Annotated in this window: 27 protein-coding genes; 11 read left to right on the top strand and 16 right to left on the bottom strand. The window is 40.6% G+C overall.

Annotated elements, in window-relative coordinates; all coding sequences use genetic code 11:
• Positions 1 to 348 precede the first annotated feature (348 nt).
• The 4 genes from V7K27_RS16635 (at position 349) to V7K27_RS16650 (ending at position 6394) form a co-directional block, all read left to right on the top strand.
• A complete protein-coding gene (locus V7K27_RS16635; protein ID WP_334949054.1) occupies positions 349 to 2241 on the top strand; it encodes a lipoxygenase family protein in 1893 nt (630 codons plus the stop codon).
• 83 nt (positions 2242 to 2324) lie between these two features.
• Positions 2325 to 3674: a cytochrome P450 gene (locus V7K27_RS16640; RefSeq protein WP_334949056.1), complete on the top strand. Its 1350-nt coding sequence runs from the start codon at positions 2325 to 2327 to the stop codon at positions 3672 to 3674.
• Positions 3675 to 3901: 227 nt separating this feature from the next.
• Entirely contained in the window at positions 3902 to 4504 is a 603-nt protein-coding gene (locus V7K27_RS16645) for a hypothetical protein (protein WP_334949058.1), read from the top strand.
• A 210-nt stretch (positions 4505 to 4714) separates the two neighbouring features.
• On the top strand, positions 4715 to 6394 hold the full coding sequence (locus V7K27_RS16650; protein WP_334949060.1) for an alpha/beta hydrolase: 1680 nt from the start codon (positions 4715 to 4717) through the stop codon (positions 6392 to 6394).
• Between the two features lie 140 nt (positions 6395 to 6534).
• On the opposite strand, the gene V7K27_RS16655 is transcribed toward V7K27_RS16650, so the two are convergent.
• Positions 6535 to 6678 carry a hypothetical protein gene (locus V7K27_RS16655; RefSeq protein ID WP_334949062.1) on the bottom strand — a complete coding sequence of 48 codons (144 nt, stop codon included), beginning with the start codon at positions 6676 to 6678 and terminating at the stop codon, positions 6535 to 6537.
• A 495-nt stretch (positions 6679 to 7173) separates the two neighbouring features.
• On the opposite strand from V7K27_RS16655, the gene V7K27_RS16660 reads away from it, so the two are divergent.
• Together V7K27_RS16660 and V7K27_RS16665 are read left to right on the top strand one after the other, a co-directional pair.
• A complete protein-coding gene (locus V7K27_RS16660) occupies positions 7174 to 7401 on the top strand; it encodes a hypothetical protein (RefSeq protein WP_334949275.1) in 228 nt (75 codons plus the stop codon).
• 120 nt (positions 7402 to 7521) lie between these two features.
• The gene (locus tag V7K27_RS16665) at positions 7522 to 8463 is read left to right on the top strand and encodes an extracellular catalytic domain type 1 short-chain-length polyhydroxyalkanoate depolymerase (RefSeq protein WP_334949064.1); all 942 of its coding nucleotides are present in this window, start codon (positions 7522 to 7524) and stop codon (positions 8461 to 8463) included.
• Positions 8464 to 8566: 103 nt separating this feature from the next.
• Here V7K27_RS16665 and V7K27_RS16670 read toward each other — a convergent pair whose 3' ends face one another.
• The 6 genes from V7K27_RS16670 to V7K27_RS16695 form a co-directional block, all read right to left on the bottom strand.
• Positions 8567 to 9169 carry a Uma2 family endonuclease gene (locus V7K27_RS16670; protein ID WP_334949066.1) on the bottom strand — a complete coding sequence of 201 codons (603 nt, stop codon included), beginning with the start codon at positions 9167 to 9169 and terminating at the stop codon, positions 8567 to 8569.
• Positions 9170 to 9236: 67 nt separating this feature from the next.
• Complete coding sequence (locus V7K27_RS16675; protein ID WP_334949277.1) at positions 9237 to 9632, bottom strand: type II toxin-antitoxin system VapC family toxin; 396 nt, start codon at positions 9630 to 9632, stop codon at positions 9237 to 9239.
• Positions 9620 to 9850: a type II toxin-antitoxin system VapB family antitoxin gene (gene vapB, locus V7K27_RS16680; RefSeq protein ID WP_334949068.1), complete on the bottom strand. Its 231-nt coding sequence runs from the start codon at positions 9848 to 9850 to the stop codon at positions 9620 to 9622. Before vapB ends, V7K27_RS16675 begins: the two co-directional genes overlap by 13 nt.
• Positions 9851 to 9981: 131 nt before the next feature.
• Positions 9982 to 10158 (bottom strand): hypothetical protein, encoded by a 177-nt coding sequence (locus tag V7K27_RS16685; RefSeq protein ID WP_334949070.1) that lies wholly within the window; start codon positions 10156 to 10158, stop codon positions 9982 to 9984.
• 121 nt (positions 10159 to 10279) lie between these two features.
• Complete coding sequence (locus tag V7K27_RS16690; RefSeq protein WP_334949072.1) at positions 10280 to 10840, bottom strand: Uma2 family endonuclease; 561 nt, start codon at positions 10838 to 10840, stop codon at positions 10280 to 10282.
• 10 nt (positions 10841 to 10850) lie between these two features.
• A complete protein-coding gene (locus V7K27_RS16695; protein WP_334949074.1) occupies positions 10851 to 10973 on the bottom strand; it encodes a hypothetical protein in 123 nt (40 codons plus the stop codon).
• Between the two features lie 7 nt (positions 10974 to 10980).
• Here V7K27_RS16695 and V7K27_RS16700 point away from each other — a divergent pair, with 7 nt between their 5' ends.
• Positions 10981 to 11106 (top strand): hypothetical protein, encoded by a 126-nt coding sequence (locus V7K27_RS16700; RefSeq protein WP_334949076.1) that lies wholly within the window; start codon positions 10981 to 10983, stop codon positions 11104 to 11106.
• A 60-nt stretch (positions 11107 to 11166) separates the two neighbouring features.
• Here the strand turns inward: V7K27_RS16700 and V7K27_RS16705 are convergent, their stop codons facing one another.
• The 7 genes from V7K27_RS16705 to uvrB form a co-directional block, all read right to left on the bottom strand.
• Positions 11167 to 11346 carry a hypothetical protein gene (locus tag V7K27_RS16705; RefSeq protein ID WP_334949078.1) on the bottom strand — a complete coding sequence of 60 codons (180 nt, stop codon included), beginning with the start codon at positions 11344 to 11346 and terminating at the stop codon, positions 11167 to 11169.
• Complete coding sequence (locus V7K27_RS16710; protein ID WP_334949079.1) at positions 11343 to 11573, bottom strand: hypothetical protein; 231 nt, start codon at positions 11571 to 11573, stop codon at positions 11343 to 11345. The genes V7K27_RS16705 and V7K27_RS16710 overlap by 4 nt, the downstream gene beginning before the upstream one ends.
• Before the next feature lie 256 nt (positions 11574 to 11829).
• Positions 11830 to 12237, bottom strand: a complete 408-nt coding sequence (locus V7K27_RS16715) for a PIN domain-containing protein (RefSeq protein ID WP_334949080.1) — start codon at positions 12235 to 12237, stop codon at positions 11830 to 11832.
• The gene (locus V7K27_RS16720) at positions 12224 to 12466 is read right to left on the bottom strand and encodes an antitoxin family protein (RefSeq protein ID WP_334949082.1); all 243 of its coding nucleotides are present in this window, start codon (positions 12464 to 12466) and stop codon (positions 12224 to 12226) included. Before V7K27_RS16720 ends, V7K27_RS16715 begins: the two co-directional genes overlap by 14 nt.
• Positions 12467 to 12776: 310 nt before the next feature.
• Positions 12777 to 13202, bottom strand: coding sequence for a type II toxin-antitoxin system VapC family toxin (locus tag V7K27_RS16725; protein ID WP_334949084.1), 426 nt, complete (start codon positions 13200 to 13202; stop codon positions 12777 to 12779).
• A 17-nt stretch (positions 13203 to 13219) separates the two neighbouring features.
• Complete coding sequence (locus V7K27_RS16730) at positions 13220 to 13432, bottom strand: hypothetical protein (protein WP_334949086.1); 213 nt, start codon at positions 13430 to 13432, stop codon at positions 13220 to 13222.
• Between the two features lie 264 nt (positions 13433 to 13696).
• Positions 13697 to 15694 (bottom strand): excinuclease ABC subunit UvrB, encoded by a 1998-nt coding sequence (gene uvrB, locus V7K27_RS16735; RefSeq protein WP_334949088.1) that lies wholly within the window; start codon positions 15692 to 15694, stop codon positions 13697 to 13699.
• Between the two features lie 367 nt (positions 15695 to 16061).
• Between uvrB and V7K27_RS16740 the strand changes: the two genes are divergently transcribed.
• From V7K27_RS16740 to V7K27_RS16750, 3 genes are all read left to right on the top strand, one after another.
• Positions 16062 to 16529 (top strand): hypothetical protein, encoded by a 468-nt coding sequence (locus V7K27_RS16740; RefSeq protein WP_334949090.1) that lies wholly within the window; start codon positions 16062 to 16064, stop codon positions 16527 to 16529.
• A gap of 354 nt (positions 16530 to 16883) precedes the next feature.
• Complete coding sequence (locus V7K27_RS16745) at positions 16884 to 17063, top strand: CsbD family protein (protein ID WP_334949092.1); 180 nt, start codon at positions 16884 to 16886, stop codon at positions 17061 to 17063.
• Between the two features lie 735 nt (positions 17064 to 17798).
• Positions 17799 to 18437, top strand: a complete 639-nt coding sequence (locus V7K27_RS16750; RefSeq protein WP_334949094.1) for a histidine phosphatase family protein — start codon at positions 17799 to 17801, stop codon at positions 18435 to 18437.
• Between the two features lie 84 nt (positions 18438 to 18521).
• On the opposite strand, the gene trxA is transcribed toward V7K27_RS16750, so the two are convergent.
• Positions 18522 to 18860 (bottom strand): thioredoxin, encoded by a 339-nt coding sequence (gene trxA / locus V7K27_RS16755; RefSeq protein WP_334949096.1) that lies wholly within the window; start codon positions 18858 to 18860, stop codon positions 18522 to 18524.
• A 476-nt stretch (positions 18861 to 19336) separates the two neighbouring features.
• On the opposite strand from trxA, the gene V7K27_RS16760 reads away from it, so the two are divergent.
• A complete protein-coding gene (locus tag V7K27_RS16760; RefSeq protein ID WP_334949098.1) occupies positions 19337 to 20467 on the top strand; it encodes a hypothetical protein in 1131 nt (376 codons plus the stop codon).
• A 235-nt stretch (positions 20468 to 20702) separates the two neighbouring features.
• Here the strand turns inward: V7K27_RS16760 and V7K27_RS16765 are convergent, their stop codons facing one another.
• Complete coding sequence (locus tag V7K27_RS16765) at positions 20703 to 21014, bottom strand: hypothetical protein (RefSeq protein ID WP_334949100.1); 312 nt, start codon at positions 21012 to 21014, stop codon at positions 20703 to 20705.
• Between the last annotated feature and the right edge of the window lie 319 nt (positions 21015 to 21333).

The following is a 21333-nucleotide window of genomic DNA, read 5'->3' on the forward strand; positions in this document are numbered from 1 at the left end:
CGTAGTGGGAGCATCTTGCTCCCTGCTCGTAGTGGGAGCATCTTGCTCCCTGCTCGTAGTGGGAGCATCTTGCTCCCTGCTCGTAGTGGGAGCATTTTGCTCCCTGCTCGTAGTAGCGGGCAAGATGCCCGCACTACTCCTCTCTTTCAAAATGGACGAGGTTTCGCTGACTAAAATCTGTTTATTCTAAACTGTTAACAAAGTATGTGTTTTGTTTAATTCCCCAGCAAGACAGGCAGCGCGAATTGAAGCCTAAGCTAAATCCCCGTCACAAAACGTAATTACGAATTACGAATTACGAATTACGAATTATTTTAAAGTTCCCCATACTACAAGCGAGTAGGGTCAATGACTGCTTCATTACCAGATAATTCGATCAGTTCCTCAAGCACTCAAAATCTAGACATAGCTAGGCAAGAGTATCAATATAACTACACCCATATTCCATCTATTGCTATGGTGGATCAGCTTTCTGTTGCGGAAGAGTTCGCCACTAACTGGTATTTTTTATTAGCCCAGCAGTTACGAGTTGTTTTTGTCAATACCCTGATTGTCAACCGAGGCAATCAGGGTTCTAAATCGATTCGTGATGATGTCGAAAGGTTTATTTTAGAAGCCTTGATCAAGGGAGCAATACCACTTCGATTCAGCATTCTGGCGAGAATCCTGCAAATTATACCCCAGTTTTTACTTAAAGGGATATCCAAGGATCTTAGAGAACTCGACGAACTTTTCTTTCATATTCTTAAAGAAAACGGACTTGTGATCCTTAGAGATACTCTAAATCGAGTAATTACGCTTTTATATGAAGGACAGCCCACAGGACACGCAACCAGTCTCAAGGACTACGAAAATTTGTTTCCGGTGATTGGTGTACCAGCGATCGCCAAAACTTACGATAAAGATGAAGTATTTGCCTATATGCGAGTAGCTGGCTACAATCCCGTCATGATCGAGCGAGTCACTACTCTAGGCGATCGCTTCCCAGTCACAGACGAACATTACCAAGCAGTGATGGGAACTGACGATTCATTAGCAGCAGCCGGACTTGAAGGAAGGCTCTACTTAGCTGACTATAAAATTTTATCCGGCGCGATCAACGGTACATACCCACATGAGCAAAAATATGTCTATGCTCCCCTAGCACTATTTGCCTTACCCAGAGGCTCAGACCCCACCCGTCTATTGCGTCCGATCGCCATTCAATGCGGTCAAACCCCAGGATCAGATTACCCCATTATTACCCCTAACTCCGGTAAATACCCTTGGCTATTTGCCAAAACAATTGTCCAAATAGCAGATGCCAACTTCCACGAACCGATTACTCATTTAGGAAGAACTCATCTATTAATTGGTGCTTTTGCGATCGCCACCTATCGACAACTACCACTCACCCATCCCCTAAGAATTCTACTGCGCCCGCATTTTGACAGCACCTTAGCAATTAACGATGCCGCCCAACGGATTCTCATTGCTCCTGGTGGTGGCGTCGATAGATTACTCTCAGCATCAATCGATAACTCTCGCGTTTTAGCAGTGCTAGGACTGCAAAGCTATGGTTTCAATAGTGCCATCTTACCCAAGCAATTCCAACAGCGCGGTGTGGATGATCCCAACCTATTGCCTGTTTATCCTTACCGGGATGATGCACTACTAGTCTGGGATGCCATTAAACAATGGGTTTCAGACTACCTGAACCTTTACTACACCACCGATGAAGACATTCAGAAAGACACAGCCCTGCAAGCGTGGGCAGCCGAAATCTCAGCTTATGATGGTGGTCGCATCCGCGATTTTGGCGAAGATGGTGGCATCAAAACGCTCAATTACTTGATTGATGCCACTACGCTGATTATTTTCACCGCCAGCGCTCAACATGCAGCCGTTAACTTTCCGCAAAAAGATTTGATGAGTTATGCCGCAGCCATACCAACGGCAGGTTATTTACCAGCCTCAACTCTCAAAAGAGAAGTTACTGAGCAAGACTACCTGAATTTGCTCCCCCCTTTAGATCAGGCGCAACGGCAATACAATTTACTCACCTTGTTGGGGTCTGTATATTACAACAAGCTGGGCGAATATCAGCAAGGATACTTTACAGACCAGAAAGTAAAACCATTGTTACAGACATTCCATAGTAATCTTCAGCAGGTAGAAGATACCATCAAGCAACGTAATTTGCACCGTCCAAGTTATGAGTATCTGCTTCCTTCTAAAATTCCTCAGAGCATCAATATCTAAATTGGTGACAAGGGAAACTACTAAGCCTAATGACCAATGACAAATGACAAATGACAAATGACAAATGACAAAAAGTAAATATTATGACACTTAAAGATAAAGTCCTCAAAGGTCACGATCGCCAGCTATGGCTTGCACCTATACTAGCCAAAGTAGGTTATAACACTGCGATCGGCAAGTTTCTACGCTTGATTTTTTATTATACAGATGCATCAATCATGCTCAACGCATGGCGGGATTTTCTCTACATCCGTAAGGACAATATTGGAGACAAGTATTTTGCAGTAGACCAAGCAATTATGCATTCCTCTCACACCCAGGTGAGCGAACTAATGCAAACCCAACCACAACTGCGGGGAAATGATTTAGGCATCATCAGAATATTAGCTCCTAGCTACCTGCTCGATAATCCTCTGAGCTTGGGAACAAACGGTAACGAACACACAGGACTGCGTGCTGTGTTCTTACAAGCCTTACCAGAACCGTCAGGGCAGATAGACTTTTTCGGGTATCTAGTAGAGCAAAGCCTGTTAGAGGCTGCTAGACAGGGCAAATTACACATCGGCAACGATTTGCCAAAGATCATGCTGTCGATTTTGCACCAACTGGTTTTTCAGATATCTTTATCTGAGGAAGAAATCACAGCATCAAGTAGTTACATTAAAGGTTTGGTTCTCGCATCCTTGCCAAATTTTATTAGCAAGTATCTGCTGGCAATATTAACAGCGCCAAAAATTCGGCATCGTCAGTATTTAACCAAGAAATATCAACAATCTACCAAATGGGCATCTTACTTTGAAACAGGCGCTCAGTATCAGTTAAACGAACACCAAATCGCTAATAGCCTTTTCGATATGATTCATATTGCCGGTACTGCTGGCACGAGTGGGCTTTTGGGATCTGTTATTGGTGTTTTATGCTTGGATAATGCCCTCAGAAATAATGTAGTGTCAGAAGTCAATGCAGTTTGGAATGGCAAGGAAAGTTTAAACCCAGAGGCTCTAGAACAGTCAACACTTCTCAATCAAGTAATTCTGGAAACGGCTCGTCTCTATCCACCTGTGCGATTTGTTAGCCAACTTGCCACTGAAGCGGGTGAAGTTGAGATTGGAGAACAAAAATGCCCATTCCAAAAAGGTACTCGACTGCTTGGTTCTATTTTTACAGCTAATCGGGATACCAACAGATACCAAAATCCAGATGATTTTGACATAACACGAAATTTTTCCGATATCTTATCTTGGAACGGCGAAGGGCATGAGCGAGCCTGTCCTGGTAGATCCTTATCAATTGGCTTCATCAAGATTTTCTGTTTACATCTGTTCAAGAACTATCAATGGGACTCAATTACAGAAGTCAAATGGGATTTTGAAAAAGTGACTGCCGTTACTCCTAATAATTTAGTGCTACAAGGTTTTGCTCAACGACTGTGAGTACTAAGTTGGTAATTGTTATGGCTTTTTGAGTTTGTCTTAGTACAACATTTCATTAATTCGTAGCGAATTCTCTGCGTGCCTCTGCGCTTCCCTCTGCGCGACGGCAGTCGCTACAACGGGGGGAACCCCCGCAACGCGCTGCCTCTCCTTTGCGTTTAAATTTCAACCCTCAATTCGCCACGATTTTACGCAAGACTGTACTTAGTTACGAATTACAAATTAGTATGACTGAATTAATCGAGAAAAAGCAACTCAATAATATTGCAACCTGGATGATTCCAATCAAACAAACAAACTTACCATCTGTCCTTAAAGGTGTGTTTTTTTTGGATGGCAATCCACTGCCAGATACTTGCATCACTATGTACAATTTAGAATGGGATACACACAACAGAGCTTTGCTATTACCAGTCTTTGCACCGTTGCAGTGGACTTTTCATAACTCGATTCCTGGGTGGATATTACTACGTTTAGTTCAATGGTTTGAGGTAACTTACAAAATTCAGTTTGAAGATGAAACTTTGCAGCAAGCTCAAGTCATACCTATTTTGCTGGGAATACCAATTTCAACATCGATTGTAAATTTTACAATGTTCCAAGACAAAAATTCTCTCAATGGAGATATTTGGCACAGAAACAACCTTTGGTTCGGCGGACTTTCTCGGGCTGGTGAGTATACTCTCCGTAGGGTTGTTGATGAAGATGGTCGTTATACTCCTGCTTTTAACGATATGCTTCCCAGAGTTCCAAATGAGTGTTTAGTGATTGCAATAAACTCAAAAGATAACGCCTCTAGTAATATTAGTAATAGCCAGTTTGTCAGGTAAAAGAGTGAAGTAATAATCCTGAGAAAAATTGTGTTTACGACGACAGCAAAAAAATTGTAGGTTGGGTGGAGGCTTTGCGTAACCCAACATCCTGATAATCAGTTGGGTTGCGCTCCGCTCCACCCAACCTACGTCTACTTACCTTCGGAATGTGAGCAGATGCAGTCCCTAAGCGATATAGTTAACCATTCGTTGTAAAGGAAAATAGACATGACGAACTCTCCTGATAACAAGAATCTGGCAGACAATCAACCGTATCAAATTTACGAATTTAACAAAAATAACCAAGAAAAAATCTCTGGTTATTTCGTAGTTAGTACTGCCAAACTCAATGTTGAGACAGAAGAAAATAATCCTAACAACTATTTATCAACAGTTGTTAATCAAAACTTTTTTAATATCAATGATAGACAAGCTGAACCTTCAGCCAAAGAGATGATTGATAAAATTGCTGAAAGTTTACAATCAAGCCCAGAACCAGAAATTATTATAAATATTCATGGATATAGTTCTACACCATCTGATACAGAGACAGGCTGCAAAAAGATTTATGAATATGTTAATACACATATTCAGGAACCAAATAAGTATATTTTTATCGGATATAGATGGCCTTCTGAAAATCCTACAAAAACAGATGAGTCTGGTTCTTTTGGGCAAAAGCTAATCAACGCACTGTATTCTCTACCAACTTTACTAGCTATCAATTTAGTTGTGGGACTAACAATTAGTATATGGTCTGCCATAGCTTTGTTGTTCCTAGATATTTTGAGTAATAGCGCTGTCCACTTTTTCACGGTGTTGTTAATTTTATCTGGCATTGTATCTTCAGTTATTTTTACATTAATTGTTCTCAGAATATCTACTTATTTTCGTGATACTTATAGAGCGATTAATTATGGTGTCACAGACTTAGTTGAATTGATCAGACAGCTTGATGTTACAGTAAAGTTACCTCATAAAAAACGCATTAAATTGTCATTTATTAGTCATAGTATGGGTTGTTTTGTCGTTACAGATGTAATTCGTATCCTCTCTGATATTTTTGACGTTAAATCTATTAATAAAGAACCTGATTCAGATATAGGCAATGTATTTCGTTTAGGCAGACTTGTGCTAGTTGCACCTGATGTTCCTGTAGAAACTATCTTGCCAGGACGAGCTAATTTTCTTCGTTCTTCTTTACGTCGGTGCGAAGAAGCTTATATCTTTTGTAATGAGGGAGACTTAGCGTTACGACTTACCTCCACTGCTGCAAATTACTTTAGTTTCCCCGCACGAACTCGTATTAGTGGCTACAGGCTTGGTAATATAACAGTTAAGCATTTCAACAACAAAAATGATACAGTTGGTCACACACCCAGATATGGAGTTGTTAATTTACACAAACAAGACTATGATAAAGATTATACACTCGATAAACCTTATAACTATTTAGAAATTCGCTCTTCTAATAGCGAACATAGAAAACTTGAAGAGATAACTGAAATTTCGGAAAATGAGGTTCAGCCCGCAGATTTATTTACATATTTTGACTGTACAGATTATAAAGATGATCGGAGTGCCCAGATCGGAATTGTTAGTTCTGCCTTAGAAAAGCCAGCGATAAATTTTGGGAATTATATTTTACTAACTTTGGCATTTATTCGGAAGTCTATTAATAATAGAGATCCTCAAGGTGTTGATACTCACACTGGCTATTTTCAAGGTGTTTTTAGTCAAAAAGCTATCTACGAATTAGCTTTTTTAGGATTTCAGGGATTTTTGAAATCTTTGTCAATTGAGGGAGATGAGGAAGCTCAAATTCGCGCTTTTTCTCAAAAATGCCAGGAAAAGCAAATTCAAGTCATTCTTGCACCGCAAATTTATCAACAAAAGACTCAAGATTGAATGGCACTAAGAAAAGCCCAAAGGCTTGTGTCGCCTCGTTAAGAGCCTCTAGGCTGGGAATGTATTCTCATAGGCTCTGCCTCTGGTCAAGAAAGAGGAGGCGGCAGCCCTCACAGAATCGGTTAAGAGCCTGGAGGCTCTTAACCAGTCAGGGCAAGGGCTATATATTTTCTTAGTGCCATTCGACTCAAGATTAGACTGAGCAGCGATCGCACCTGATAACGTGAGAATGTTGGGTTTCGTTCCTCAACCGAACAAATTAAGCTTGCCACGCTACTACACATTTTTATTTTTTAGGCAAAACCTACGCAGTATTGGTCTGCTACCCCCATTCAACCATAGGCAATCCCCACACCACAAGGGCAGAAAGTAAACTCACGCTGCTCTCAAAACCCCTGGTCAGCGATCGCTGCACAGACTCAGCTAAACTTGCTGTAACTCTTGGGAGACGTGGAGATCATAATTCGGTGGGTATAGATGGGGAAAATAATCAGGTAGAAATACTCAGCTATTCTTGGTGGGATAGGGTGAACATTACGCGCGAACACCTTTTTTTGTCTAAAGTCCAAAATATGACTAAAGTCATACTGAAATTATGACTTTATTCCACTGTGTCTTTTTATTTACTATTTTAAACTGAGAACAATACAGCAAACCAATTAAGGCGTGTAACAGGTAAAACTTCCTATAATACTAAAGATTAGGTAAGAATATATGTTTACAAATTATTGAGGAATGCTGTAGAAAACTCAAGTAAATTAATTGATGGAGATTTGAACATGAAACGTATTTTATTAGGTACATTACTTGCACTACCATTTGTAATTTCCTCCTTACCCTCACAGGCATCGGCAGCAGAAATCATTGCCAGACCCAGTGTCCATAAACCTGTTATTGTTGCTCGAGTTCACCAGAAGTTCATTCCTACATATTACAAAACAGTACGACGCGGTCATAAGTTGGTTAAAGTTCGAGTTCCTGGTCATTATATAACTGTAAGAGGTTAATATTTTTAATAGAGAGTAACAACCCAAGTAGGGTTGTTACTCTCTATTAAGTATAACTTTGCTGGTAAATAAGACTTTTCAAGTGAACGAAAGTATCTTAATCGATTCAATTTAATTACTATGAATATATATCCTAATTCTCGATTTCTTAAAAATATTCTTATATTTATAGTTACAATTACTTTAGTAACAGCCTCCAATTCCATCCAGGCTGAAGAAAAAAATATAACTAAAGAAAAAATCGTCAGTGGTGATAATTATGGAAAGCTATATAACCAAGGAAAGTTACGTACTTACTATTTTTATACTCCAAAATCTTATAATCCAGACCGCCCGATGCCGTTAGTTTTAGTGTTTCATGGGGATGATGGTAGTGGTCGGTCTATAAGTAATGTAACTCGCTTCAATGAATTAGCAGATCAAAAAGGATTTATTGTTGTTTATCCAGATGGAATTGACCAAAAATGGAGCCTTAGAGGTAACGCTCAAGGAAGGGTAGATGATGTTTTATTTGTCAGTGCTTTGATTGATCATCTTCAGCAGCAAATTAATATTGATAGTCATAAAGTTTATGCCACCGGTTTTTCTAGAGGTGGAATACTTACCCAAGCACTGGCTTGTAAGTTACCTAATAAAATTGCTGGTTTTGCATCAGTAGCTGGTTCGCTCCCAGCTAGACTCAAACCTAATTGCCAGCCTCAAACTCCCATATCGATGTTAATGATCAATGGTACAAACGATCATGATGTACTTTATGAAGGTGATGATCACACTCAACGAGGAGCGCTGGTTTCTATCTCAGACATGGTAGATTTTTGGCGATCGCACGATCAATGTACCTCATCGAATGAATCTCCGCAGTTTTCTAAAGTTCAAGTAAAAACCTCTCTCTACAAAGGTTGTAGTGGTAACTCAGAAGTTTGGCAGCTAGCGGTAGTAAACGGTGGACATTTTTGGCCTGGTGGTTCTTCAACTGACGAGAGCCTAAATAAATTCAATGCTAAACTGGGGCTGAACGCCAGTGAAACAATTTGGAACTTTTTTCAACGTCACAGTCAGTAGACCGAAAACTTTTGCAAACACACTAAAGCTGAAGCCAATCTAATCATGAGTAGACGCTGTATACAAGCGGTTACGCGTCTAGGCATCCCGATCGAGGATCTATTCAATTTTCGGTGGCTTCGGTTTCAAACTGCACTTGTTGGTACAAATGGGCGATCGCTATTTCCACATCCACCGATTCCAGTCGCAATATCTCATCCAAATTATACTCCGACAGCACCCATTTTCCCTGTTCGTTGCGTCGAAAGACTTCCACACTCGGTTGAGCTACTTGTACTAAGACATATTCTTGCAAGGTTGGAGATTGGCGATATTTGGCAAACTTTTTTCCCCTATCGACTGCTTCTGTTGAGGGTGATAGGACTTCGATAATTAAGCAGGGAAATTGTATCAATTGTGGATCGCTATCCCGCTCATCGCAAGTCACCACTACATCAGGATAAAAATATTTTTGCCCCGGTTCTACTTGCACCTTCACATCTACAATGTATACTTCACAGGTGCCGCAGCTACGCCCGTCGTAGACATCGGCTAGGGCATCATCTAAGAGCTTCGAGAAATTGAGACAAACCCGATTATGGTTGCGTGTACCACCGCTCATCGCCACAACTTCGCCATCCCAATACTCGTAGCGTTGCTCTTGGGTGGGTTCCCAAACCAGATATTTTTCTGCATTCATCAAAATGCGATCGGGTAAAGCAACCATCGGCGCGATCTCTTAATGATTCACTTTATCTAGGATAGCGAAAAATGGACGTTTTCTTTTGGTATGACTATTCCCACATCCTCTGAACAGAATAAGCATCGAATTTTTTATCCCTGCTAATAATAATTAAGGAGTGATTGATAGCCTGTGCAATCAACATTCGGTCAAATGGATCACCATGATGTAGCGGGAGATTCCGAACTTGAACCGTATCGGCAAAAGATATCGAAAGTATGAGGATATCTGAAGCGTCGATCGCAGAACCTATTGTTGCATAGCTCTGTTGAAGCGATAATTTGCCAAGGTTCAACTTGATCGCAATTTCCCAAAGACTAGCGATACTGAGATAAACGATATCTGCGGTATTGATCATCATCTTCAGATTATCTGGAAGGCTGGAGTCATTTTCAGTTAGCCAGATAAAGGCATGAGTATCTAAAAGGAAAGCACTTATTCCATATATTCCTTAAAAACTTCGAGAGGTTCATCAAAGTCATCAGGCAAAGGTAAAACAAAAGTTCCTTTTAAGATGCCAGAACGATGCTTTTTTTGTAGTAAACTTTCCTGAGAAACAGCCTTTGAATAATTCTCAACTAAATATTTGGCATAATGCAAGAGTTCTTGTTTAAGTGGCTCTGGCATTTGATCTAGTGTTTGTAAAATTTCTGCATCAATAGCCATGATTTCTCCTGATAGTTTCTCCTGCTTGTAATTTTAGGGGAATTTCTGGAAGGGATTTTATTTTTCGGTAGATTCGGTTTCAAACTGCTTGCCAGTCCGCTCCAATCGGGTTGTTAGCTTGCTTCTTCCTACTATAGTTCATGTTGGTTTAAACCCATAGCCAAAGCCAGAGGATATGATATATCAGCCCAGTTAAAGTTCTGGAACATTCTTGAGCCAGAATTTTCTGAGTTCTGAAAAACAATTATTTCCACTCCTCTATCCTTTAAGTCTTGAAGATAAGGATTGTAACCAACATCGTCTGCCACTAAAAACACATACTCTACGTTAATAATACGCTCAAGTTGCTCTACTACCTTAAAAAGTATATTCTTACCAAACAGAAAAACGTTGGCTAGTCCACGAACGTTTTTATAAATTACGAATTATTTAGACTTTTCGCAATAATTCCCGAATACAGATCGCACAATCACCAAAAGCTAAAGGGGAAATTGTCACATCTTCTGCAAGTATGCTCTCACTGTGATATCCGTCTGGACTAGGGAGGCGATACATATACAACTTGCGTCTATTGATATCTAAAATCCAGTACTCAATAATACCTGACTTAGCATAAGCGATCGCTTTTACTTCTCGATCATACTTGAGACTGGAATCAGCTATTTCAATCAGTAAAAACACTTCGGAAGCATCGGGATGGTGATCCTCATAATCTAATGGATTCACCTTCACCACTGAAATATCTGGTTCTGGTTCCGAATAATCGTCAAGTTGCACTGGTGACTGAATTCTTAATAAAACTTTGTCACCCAAACGTTGACGTAATAACCTTTCTGTGCGGGTAATTGCTGATTCGTGAGCAGTTCCTTTTGCTGACATTCTGATGATTTGTCCCGCGATTAATTCTAAGCGTTCTTCAGGATGAAAAATTCCCGTTTCCGCCATTTGGTGATATTCTTGAACACTAATTAGGCGAATATTGGTGAGCATAAGATTCACGTTAACGTCCTAACATTTTATCTCGCAGATGTTTAATGCGATGTCTACGACGGGCGTAGCTGCGGCGCATGGAGAAGCTAACAGTTAGGCTGCTGGCGTTACAACCTCTGAAGCAACTCGTCATACTCTGCATGTCCGCCAATCCAGAACCAGTAAATGTGATCATCCTGCAACAAGCCAAGAACGCGGTAAGTAAGTCGGCGCAATTAAAGCTAACTGGTGAAGGCTGTCATTTGTCCTTTGTCATTGGTCATTAGTAAGGGCTTTAAGCCTATTTACGTTTCGTAACATACTTGGGTTTTTTCGCGCCAACTTACTTAGTCTAAACTAACACGAGCCGAATAGATTGGTTGGCGCTGGCTAACTCGTTTGAACTGAAGACTATTGTGGTAATGGTCTGAACGCCAAAGAGCATAGGATTTGGCAGCTTGCTCTTGAACTGATGGAGGAAGCTCATCAAGTTTCTTGCGAAATACCTTCGTAACACTTGACTTCATTGCTCAGAGGGAAAAACCTCTGCTAAAGGAGTAATGTCGCCAGCAGTAATTTCTTGCCTTACCATATCAGCTAGACGATCCCACTGAGCATCTGTTGTAGATTCAAACTGAGCCTTCCATCTTTGCTCATCCTCCATCTCAGCAAGGAGACGAGCAGCGATCGCATCCTGCTCATCAACAGGTAGAGTTTTCAGTTGGGCGATCGCACGCTCAAGTAACTCAGTCATGGCTACCACACTCTATAAAACGCAAATTGCATCTTATCTATTATCGCTTCTTGGTGGCAAGTTGAACGCTAATTAGGCGAATATTGGTGAGCATAAGATTCACGTTAATGTCCTAGCATTTTATCTCGCAGATGTTTAATTTAATGCGATCGCCGAAGCTTGTGATTAACGGCTCAAATCAACGGCGGCTAGAAGCCTAGAACTCAGCACCAGCGATCGCACTGGGAAGTCATAGGAATCTGCGGCAAGTAAGAGTTCAAGAAGCTTTAAATGGATTAACAATTCCTAGCCCATCAATACTTGAGTATCCAAAATCCTCTGTGTACAGCGTTTGAACGTTTGCTTCTAAACAAGCGGTAATAATCATTGAATCCCAGTGAGATAGACTAAAGCGGCTCATCAGGTTCTCTGCACGATCAATAACGCTCCATGTTGGGAGCGCAGTGTACCAAACCTGCTGTAAATCACGAACGTACTGATAGGCTTGCGCTCTGTTATATCCCAATGATTCCAATTTGCGACTGACTGCCAAATACTCACACGCAACCTGCCACAGCAAAACACTTTCTGTCAGAGCAGATATGAGAGAAACTGCAATTCCTTGTTTAACTGGATCGCGGGGATCATTGACGTAGATTAGAATGTTGGTGTCAACAGCGTTCATGCAGCATTTCCCGTGTGAACCGAGGAGCATTAAGCGGAATCGGATTTTGCTGCATCCGTTCGACTAGCGATCTGAGAAACCGTTGTTTAGCCTCTGTATTAGAAATTGGCGGTGACACAACATAAGGGGACTGAATCAACAATTCAACTTCAGTTCCTTCAGGCAACTCAAAAGCTGTTTGAAGGATGAATGCACCGTTACGATAAATTGCTTTCAGAGCTTGGGTCATGTGGAAGTCTATGCAGGTCGTTATCCCCTCAAGCGAATGGCACTAAGAAAAGCCCAAAGGCTTGTGTAACCTCGTTCCCAGTCTCAAGACTGGGAATGTATTCCCAGAGGCTCTGCCTCTGGTCAAGAAACAGGAGGCGGAGCCTCCCAGAGTGGTTTCCCAGCCTAGAGGCTGGGAACCATTCAGGGTAAGGGCTGTATCATAACTTAGTGCCATTCTCCCCTCAAGCATAGCCCATCGCCTTACCATCACACTCAAAACGTTGCCTCACAGACATCTCACGCTAACTGAATCATTGAATACCAACAGATTAGATTGTTGACCAGTCCTCTGTTCCTAATTCTATGATTTGCCCAAAATCTGACAAGTTACGGGTAAGTAAGATTGCATTGCTGGTTAGAGAAATCGCGGCAATTTTCAGATCCATATTTCCTAAACGAGGATAGGCTTTTCGCAAACGTTGATGTTCTAGAGCTGCTCTACGGCTAAACGGAACAATCACAATCGAACGATAATCTGTTGCGAGTTGCTGTAGCCCTCGATACGCTAAAACTTGCTCATCTGGAGTTTTCGCCTTAGATAGAACACTGAGCCGACCTCTAACTTGTTCTTCGTAGGTAATCACAGTCACGGCAATTTCACCCTCTTCAACGGCTGCCAGCCTTGTCAGGATTCGTTTTCCCTCTTGTCCATTGCGTTGGATGAGACTTAGATGGTCGGTGTCAAGAATATACATCTTGCAGTGTTAGCAACCTACTCAGCAGATTTCCGCCATTCTTCTCCAAAGCGAACTGCTTCCTCAAAAGTAGGATCGTTTTCAAAGCTACCGGCAACTTTTAACCACCAGGGGGTTTGCTTCTGGAGAAACCCAGACAGCATCTGTTTCATTTGTGCCAGTTCTGTCTCTAAAGTTGCGACTCGCGCTTCGAGTTGTTGAGAGCGTTCTTCAAGTTGCTGGGAGGTCATAGGAATCTGCGGCAAGTTAGAGTTCAAGAAGCATTATAGCGAGATATTTAGAGTCGCTGATTTTGAGGCTTCAAAATCAGAATCTTGCCATCAACATTTTAAACATTACGTTCCTGAATCTCCTCACCTCCAGCATCAGAAAAGAAGTAAAGAATAGCGGACTTGATATCACTTAGAAGCATATAATGCTCTACCTGTTCAACTCCACTATAATAGATTTACTCGGTGATGAATAATCGCCTCAGACGATACATATACTTCACGTTAACGTCCTAGCATTTTATCTCGCAGATGCTTAATGCGATCGCGCAATTTTGCCGCCTCTTCAAATTCCAGTTTCTTCGCCGCTTCTTTCATCTGAGTTTCTAACAGAGTAATCAATTGGGGAATCTGTTCTAATGGCAGTTCATCTAGATGTTCATCTACTACTTTCAAGTCAGTTGCATTCAACCGCCGAGATACATCTAAAAAAGACAAAATTGCATTACTTGATTTCTTCACAATCGGTTGTGGTGTAATCCCATGCAGTCGATTATGTGCCATTTGAATCCCCCGCCGCCTGTCTGTTTCATCAATGGCTTTAATCATGCTGCCTGTCATATTATCAGCATACATAATCGCTTGTCCCCGGATGTGACGCGCGGCTCTACCAATAGTTTGAATTAAGGAACGTTCGGTTCGCAAAAAACCTTCTTTATCCGCATCCATAATTGCTACTAGGGAAACTTCCGGTAAATCTAACCCTTCCCGCAGCAAATTCACACCAACCAATACATCAAATGTACCTTCGCGCAAGTTCTGCAAAATCTCAATGCGCTCAATTGAATTAATCTCCGAATGTAAATATCGCACCCGAATACTATGATCTTGCAAATACTCGGTTAAATCTTCCGCCATCCGCTTAGTTAATGTGGTAATTAACACTCGTTCATGGAGGTCGGCTCTATCTTTAATTTCTCCCAACAAATCATCAATTTGTCCTTCTGTAGGACGCACGGAGATTTCTGGATCAACCACCCCAGTTGGTCTAATCACTTGTTCAACTACATGGTCTTCAGAAATTTCTAATTCCCAATTTCCTGGAGTTGCTGAAACAAAAATACACTGATTCATTTTTTCCCAGAATTCCTCTGCTTTCAAAGGACGATTATCAGCAGCACTAGGAAGACGAAATCCATGTTCAATTAAAACTTTTTTTCTAGCTTGATCGCCGTTATACATACCGCGAATTTGGGGCACACTAACGTGAGATTCATCGATAACTAATAGCCAATCTTTAGGAAAATAATCAATTAAACATTCTGGCGATTCTCCGGCTTGTCTTCCTGCTAAGTGACGCGAATAGTTCTCAACGCCATTGCAGTAACCTACCTCGCGCAGCATTTCGAGATCATAGCGTGTACGTTGATCTATGCGTTGCGCTTCTAATAGTTTCCCAGCTTGTTCTAAGTCTAGTTTTTGCTGTTTTAACTCTGCGGCGATGTCGTGACAAGCTACTTCTAATCGTTCTTCTGGGGTGACAAAGTGACGTGCAGGGTAGATATTCACCGCTTCTAAACTTTTGAGAATTTCACCTGTCACCGGGTCAATATACCTAATCGCGTCAATTTCATCACCAAAGAATTCGACGCGAATAATCCGGTCTTCATAAGCTGGGCCAATTTCTAAGACATCACCACGGACGCGAAATTTTCCCCGACCCATTTCTATGTCGTTGCGGCTATATTGAACATTTGCCAAATCTCGTAAAATTTGGCGTTGATTTACTTCCATACCTATCTGAAGGGGGATGGCAGCTTTCAGATATTCTGCTGGCATTCCCAAACCGTAGATGCAGCTGATGGATGCAACGACAATCACATCACGACGTTCAAAAAGCGATCGCGTCGCTGAATGTCGCAACATATCGATCTCATCATTAATCGCTGCCGTTTTTTCAATATAAGTATCGGTAACGGGAATATACGCTTCTGGCTGATAGTAATCGTAGTAGCTGACAAAATACTCAACTGCGTTGTTGGGAAAGAAATCCCGCAACTCGTTACAAAGCTGTGCAGCCAGGGTTTTGTTATGCGCCAGAACTAAAGTAGGCTTGCCAATTTTCTCAATAACTGCTGCTACCGAAAACGTCTTGCCAGTTCCAGTGGCTCCTAGTAAAGTTTGGTAACGATTGCCTGATTGAATACTAGCAGTCAGTTGTGCGATCGCTTCTGGTTGATCGCCTGTAGGACTAAAGGGAGCTTGAAGACAAAATTCTGTCATACAGTTTTGCTGGAAATACCCGATCTCATGGTGACGATTTCACCCTATATTTATTGTAGCTGGCTGAGTTAGACCAAATAAATAGTAATAATTTTTTACAAAACTTAAGAATTTAATAAGTTTAGGGGTTTAAGTCCTAGCCTTTGAAGGGCAGCGCGAATTGAACGCCTAAATCTAAATCCCCGTCACAAAACTGTACCCTTCGACTTCCGACTTCCGACTTCTTTAATTTTACTTATGTATCAGTTTGAAAGATACTTATATCTATATGAGGTTTTTTAAGGTTAAACTCTAAGATATATGGGAAAAAATTTCACCTTTCCTTAATTATTGTAAAATTCAATTAACAAACCAGAGGTATTCGTTTATGACTATTAGCAACGCTGGCAAAGCAACCAGTTCTCGGCAAAACAATGCCAAGTCTCCAGGGGAAACTACAGAGGAAGTTGGAAATCAACTAGACCAGAGCTTGAATGCAGATAAAGTCGAGCAAGTTAGTGAACAGCCAGTGTCGGGATCTTCTGGGCCACTCGCCATTGCTGGAGTTCGTCCCATAGGTCCTAGCGACTTAGAAGTTGCTGAAAAACTTTCAATTGCTGGGGTGCGTCCCATTAGCACCAGTACGTTAGAAGTCGTTGAAACTTATAACGCAATGGGTATTCGTCCAATTGGTGCCAATACATTTGAAGTCGTTGAAAGTATTAATCTCTCTGGGATTCGTCCAATTGCCTCAAGTTCATTGGCAATTTCTGAAAACTATTCATCATTTGGAAACCGTCCGATAGCATCAAATGAGGTTGACAATTCTGAAACCCTGATGGGTTTTCTAGATTAGGCAAAAAATATCCCCATAACTTTATTAACCCAGTTTCTGTACAGAACTGGTTTTTTTTTAGTTAAACAGTCAAAAGTAGAGATTACCATATTTGCACTTGTTCTATGTCTTTTAGCATAGATAACTAAGGTGTAGTTATTTTATTTTGTATTCAAGCAACAGCCAGAACGCTTATTACAACTACCTTTCTTAATTCCGAATTCCGAATTACGAATTACGAATTATTTAATCTGTCTTGTGGTGGAAGGCTTGAACAAAAACCTTAAGCTACTGTGTAAAGGTAATAACAAAAGATTTCAAAGTTAGTTTATAGCTTTGAAATGAACTTACCAGACATAAAAGAAGGAGTTCCAAATGAGCTTAGAAGAACGGGCTAAAGCAACTGCTAAAAATATTGAAGGTAAAGCCCAAGAAGCAGCAGCAGAAATCACTGGAGATCCAAAAGATAAAGCCGAAGGTAAAGCGAAGCAAGCTGAAAGCGAAGTACGTCACGGAATTGAAGACGTAAAAGATAACGTGAAGAAAAATCTGTAATTCATACTTTTTTGCAGAAACTCTAGGGATATAACTTGGGTTTATCCCATTCTTGCCAAAAATATGAGTTGTTTGAGAGCCAAACTCAAGTCTTTCCAGATTATCTGAGCAAGATTAGAGAATAGAAAATCGCTTGATTGGTGGAATTTTTGTTGTAGAGACGTAATTAATTCACGTCTCTACAATTTTCAAGTTTCAACAGGTTAAAAAAAATGAAGCCAGAATTACAAAAGGCGATCGCACAAATTAACAAAAGGCGATCGCCTTTAAAATTGTAAAATTTATTTAATATCTGGCGCTGCGCCAATGTCTACTCTTTGAGTAGCGATATCTACGAGAGGCTGTGACGCTCCTACGTCGCTAACCCTATCGGTGACGCAACTTTACCCAATCTGAAAATTATCGAACAGAATTCAGGAGTCAGGAGTCAGGAGTCAGAATTCATGTTAGGTATTCTGACCGAAAAAGCGGATGAATAACCTCTTTTTAGACCCCCACCAAATCGTAGATTTAGTGGTGCAACAATTCAGTGGCGGGTCTGAATCCCCGACTGATAGCGTAGCGGTAGCGAGTCCGCGAGCGTCTTGATTCTGAATTCTGAATTCTGAATTCTGGATTCTGCATTCTTCTTCAATTAAAATATCATAAAATTGTAGTATTATGGCACGGGCATTAACTATCTTCAACTACATTTGATTGTTATAGCTCTGAAATTGAAAATCTACAAGATATACCGTGAGCCTAACTATTTATTTCCTCCGTCACGGACAGACAGAATGCAGTCGCAATAATTCCTTTTGCGGTTCCATAGACTCAGAACTTACCCCAGAAGGATTGGAGATGGCAAAGGCTTTTGCAGACGCATATAGTTCTACACCTTGGACAGCAATATTTTCTAGTCCAATGCAGCGAACTATATTGACAGCAAAACCCTTATGTGCAGCAATAGAGATAGAACCACAATTCCGAGATGGTTTAAAGGAAATTAACTATGGGAAGTGGGAAGGAAAAACGCCAGAAGTAATTAGCCGTGAATATCACGATGATTATATTCGCTGGTTAGCCGATCCAGCTTGGAATGCGCCAACTGATGGAGAAATGGCAGTTACAATTGCTTCTCGCGCTATGCAGGTAATTGAAGAAATCAAGCGTTTCTACAGCAGTGGCAATGTGTTAGTGGTTTCCCACAAAGCAACTATCAGAATTATTCTGTCTAGTTTGCTGGGGATTGATGTCGGACGCTTCCGTTTTCGTTTGGGATGCCCTGTTGCGTCGGTCAGTATTGTAGAATTTAGTTCACATGGGCCGCTGTTAAAGGTTTTGGCAGACCGGACTCATTTGGATGAGCGTTTGCGAAATTTACCAGGAACGTGACTTTTTGCCGCGCCACGCGTAGCTCATAGCGCCAATATCACCTACAATACTGCCCAACTTGACGTCATGAAACTGGTTTTTTAGCTAAACAAGCTTCTGAACAGCGTCGCTAAACTGCTCGTAAGGAGAAACTCCCACGATGGTTTCTGCTAAAATACCATCTTTGAAAATTAAAACCGCCGGAATACTGCGAAGACCGAATTTTTTGAAAATCGGCTTGTTGCTGTCAACGTCTACCTTAATGACTTTAGCGCGACCTTTGTATTCCTGAGCGAGTTGCTCCATTAACGGACTGATCAGGCGACAGGGGCCACACCAAGTAGCAGTAAAGTCAACAACAACGACTTTCTCTTCACTTCCATTTAAAACAATATCAAATTCATTTTCTTGAACGTAAGCAACTATGTCAGTATCTGTGGACATTTTTTAATTCCTTAGTGTCAAACTAAAATTTCAGTAAAAAGCTAACTATACAAACTATACTCCCTTCTGCCTGTCAGATTTACCTGTAACCGACATCGGGAAACCCCCCGAACTGACTTTTGCTTAGTAGCATAGATGTCATAACATAGAACTTTTTTACGTAGGGTGCGATCGCCTTAATGACCTTTAGTTAATAAGGCTATTTTTAGTTTTCTCATTTTCTGTATTTATTTATCTTTACATAGTTTGGTGTTTTCGTACCTCTCTACTTATATTTGTTGACTATTTTATCAGTAATAATACTTGTTTATAAAAACTTTATTTATTCAACACGCCAGATATATACATTAATACTAAAACACTTGATAACCGTCATACATAGAATTAGAACTCCAATTTTTGTATAAAAAATATCTTCATCAAATTAAAATAATGTTAATATTTGAAACCGAAGCATCTTTATGAGGATATAATTAATGGCTATTGTGAAAGAGTTTCCCGCAAATCATTTAAGATCAGTTTCTAGTCAAGGAAATAAGACGGTCGTTGAATCTTTAGCACAACAATGGGCTAAAAAATATATAGGGAATCTCAAGGTTGATACTGATAGGACAGAAAAAACAGAAATCCCTAATTTATCAGAGATAGTATCACCAGAGGGACGAAAGAGAACTGCTCAAAAAATATTAGAGTCTTTGCGAAGTGTTAGTGCTAGAGCCTGGAATAAAACTGAGGACTTATTATCAAAAGAAATTAAACAACATGGCATAGACTTAAACCTAATTAATCCGTGGGAAATCGCCGGAGATTCTTTTAACATTTACCAAAAAGCTTTGGATGTATATACTCAACAAACAACATCACAACCTCTTTCTTTGGTAAGGAACCTGGTTGACTCAGAGAATCCACTTTATGAACAGGCATTAGATGTTTATACAGAACAAGTGGCTCCTAGCAAGCTGGCTACAGTAATTGGTGCGGATATAGGAAAGCTCAGAAAGAAATATACAAGTAATGACCCTAGAGTTATTGGCTTTGTAAGTATGCAGTTTCATTACACAAGTCAAATGCTCATGCAATCACTTGAGCCAATAGAACAATCACTTATTGGTACATACTTTAAAGTGATTGACGACCATTTGTATATGCCACTGCAACGTGCTTATGAAGCAGCAGCTAACCATGATTCTAATTCTGTAGCATTATCCGCAGTGCAAAAGTTGCTACCAATTAGTACACAAATTGCTAAGAGGATTTCCCAAAGAGTAATTGAACTTTATCCAAATTACAACTCAATGTCTGGTGCATTAAGTAATCCAATAGTTAATACCTCTACTATTCGGGATGTAGAGATGTTTCAAATATACCTGTGGGTATGTGCTTTAGAAACAAGCTGTGGAGCTATCCAACAAGAGTTATTTCCCTTATGTGTAATGCTCTATCCCCGATTAAAAGTGCAGTGGGAAGTAGTTCGTCAAATGCTACATTTGCTAAGACAAGAAATAAACATTAGCTTGACTTCTCAAGAAGCAGAAACTTTAATGCCATATTTCCAGGTATTGTGGGATATGTTCTCTCCAGAGGTGTTTGCTGAACTTGGATTGTAATCGGGGACTAATTACTTAATAAAGAATTCTTCTCTGCGAGATGCTGCGCGTACTCTTGCGGAGAAGCCTTAACAAAATTCGGTGGGTTTAAGTCCCCGCCAACTAACAAGCCGCAAGTTTTGTGGCTCTTGTCTTTATCCCCGTTACAAAACTGCACCCAACTCTTAGAGACGCTGCGCGAACGACAAAGCTCAGGGCAACGCTTCCGACTTCCGACTTCCGACTTCCGACTTCTTTAATAGTCATTCTCTTGAGAGAACAGTTCTAACAACCCAATTGTGCCTACAAAAAAAGTATAAGTAGCATATTTTATTGGCGTCTTTTTTCTTGAAGTTGCATAAAAAGCTGCTATAATGCTTTCGATAAAATGGCTCGTCATGGCAAAACGCTCAATCCAAAAAATTGGATTAAGGCTGCTTGGTAGATTACTATTAGTTATTACTGCATAAATATTCCACGATTCTAATCCAATTGCGCTTGTTATAAGCATTGTAGATAGAATTTTTACAAATGTAAAAATGTTTCTCTTTAGAAACTTTAAGTTCATATTGTTGACAAAAAAATGTTTAACATCTCTAAAAGACTCGGTGAAATAACAAACAAGTTAAAACAAGTCGCAAGTCGCAAGTCGCTCTTTCGCAGTCGCAAGTAAGTTAAGGGAGCGGGGATTTAGCGAGAAACGCGGTCTTGGGCAAAGCCCCAAGAGGAGCGATTTCTCAAGACAGCGCTGCATTGCGGTCTTGGGGTCTCCCCTCTTGTGCAACTTGGTAAGAGAGACCCCGACCCAAAACGGGCTGGCTTTTAAAGCAGGGGACTTAAACCCCTAAACTTAGTTAATGTGTGTCATCTAAAAATTAACACTAAGT

The organism is Nostoc sp. (genome assembly GCF_036919575.1).
Classification (GTDB): domain Bacteria; phylum Cyanobacteriota; class Cyanobacteriia; order Cyanobacteriales; family Nostocaceae; genus Nostoc.